The organism is Saccharothrix hoggarensis, assembly GCF_042678885.1.
Lineage (GTDB): Bacteria > Actinomycetota > Actinomycetes > Mycobacteriales > Pseudonocardiaceae > Actinosynnema > Actinosynnema hoggarensis.
In genome coordinates this window covers 1-1,262 of sequence record NZ_JBHTLK010000487.1, presented here as the reverse complement: position 1 = coordinate 1,262, position 1,262 = coordinate 1, and the positions used below count along the sequence as shown (strand labels likewise).

Below are 1,262 nucleotides of genomic sequence, written 5' to 3'. Positions count from 1 at the left end.
GGGCGCGGACGGGAAGAACTGCTTCTACTCCGAGTCCGACATCACCAGGCGGTAGGCGGGTCGATCAGCGCCAGGCGAGGTCCCGGCCTCGCCTGGCGCTGACGGATGTGCGCGCCTACACGGCGATCGACGGGACCACGCGACGGTGAGGGGCCGTCGCGGTGAAGTCCTGCCAGGCGGCGGACAGCCGGGTGACGGCGGCGGTGATGGCGGCCGGGTCGTCGGTGAACGGCAGGCGCAGGCGGTCGGCGCTGCGGCCGGTCGGGTCGAGGGAGGCGCCGGGGAGGACGGCCACGCCGTGCCGGAGGGCAACCTGGGCGTAGCCGGCCGCGTCGGCGTCACCGGGTAGGCGCACCCAGAGCGTCTGGCCGCCTTCCGCCGGCGTGAACCGCCAGGTCGGCAGGTGGTGGCGCAGTCGCGCGCGGAGGACGTCGTGCCGGTCGCGCAACGCGGCGACGCGGTGGGAGCGCACGGTGGCGAAGTCGGCCAGGAGCTCCACCGCCGCCAACTGCTCCAAGACGGCGCTGCCGAGGTCGTGCACGGCCTTGAACCGGGCCAGCCGGGCGATCAGCGGGGCCTCGGCGCGGACCCAGCCGACGCGCAGACCGCCCCACACCACCTTGCTCAACGACGCCACGGTGATCGCCTCGGCGGTGGGCGGCTGCGGTGGGCCGCCGGCCAGGTCGAGGTCGGACAGCACCTCGTCGAACACCAGCGGCACGGCGGCGGCGGCGCGGACGAGGCGTCGGCGTTGCAGGGGGCTCATCGACGCGCCGGTGGGGTTGTGGAACGTCGGCATCGCGTAGACGAGCGCCGGCTTCCGGCGCCCCAGCGCGTCGGCCAGGTCGGGCGCGGCCCGGATCACCGCCGCGGCCTCGTGGAACAGGTCCAGCGCACCGGGGTACGTGGGCGCCTCCACCAGCACCTCGTCGCCCGGCCGCACGAGTGCGCGGGTCAGCAGCGCCAACGCCTGCTGCGCGCCGGTGGTCACCAGGACCTGGTCGTCGGTCGTCGGCACGCCCAGCGCGGTGTAGTGGTCGGCGAGCGCGCGCCGCAGCGCGGGGTGCCCGGACGGGTGGTAGCCCATGTCCTTGCCGGTGAGGCGGTCCGCGGCCCGGCGGTACGCCTCGGCGAGCTGCGGCGGCGGCGACATGGGCCCGGCGCACGCGAACTGGAGCACGCCGTCGGGCGGCTCCAGCAGGTTGACGAACATCGGGTTCGCGGTCTCGGCACGGGCCGCCGCCGCGCCGCCGCCCGGCGAC

Annotated in this window: 1 protein-coding gene; it reads right to left on the bottom strand. The window is 76.1% G+C overall.

Features of this window, described 5'->3' with window-relative positions:
* Nucleotides 1-115 precede the first annotated feature (115 nt).
* On the bottom strand, nt 116-1,262 hold a 1,147-nt coding region (locus ACFQ3T_RS36665; RefSeq protein ID WP_380730779.1), incomplete at its 5' end, for an aminotransferase-like domain-containing protein.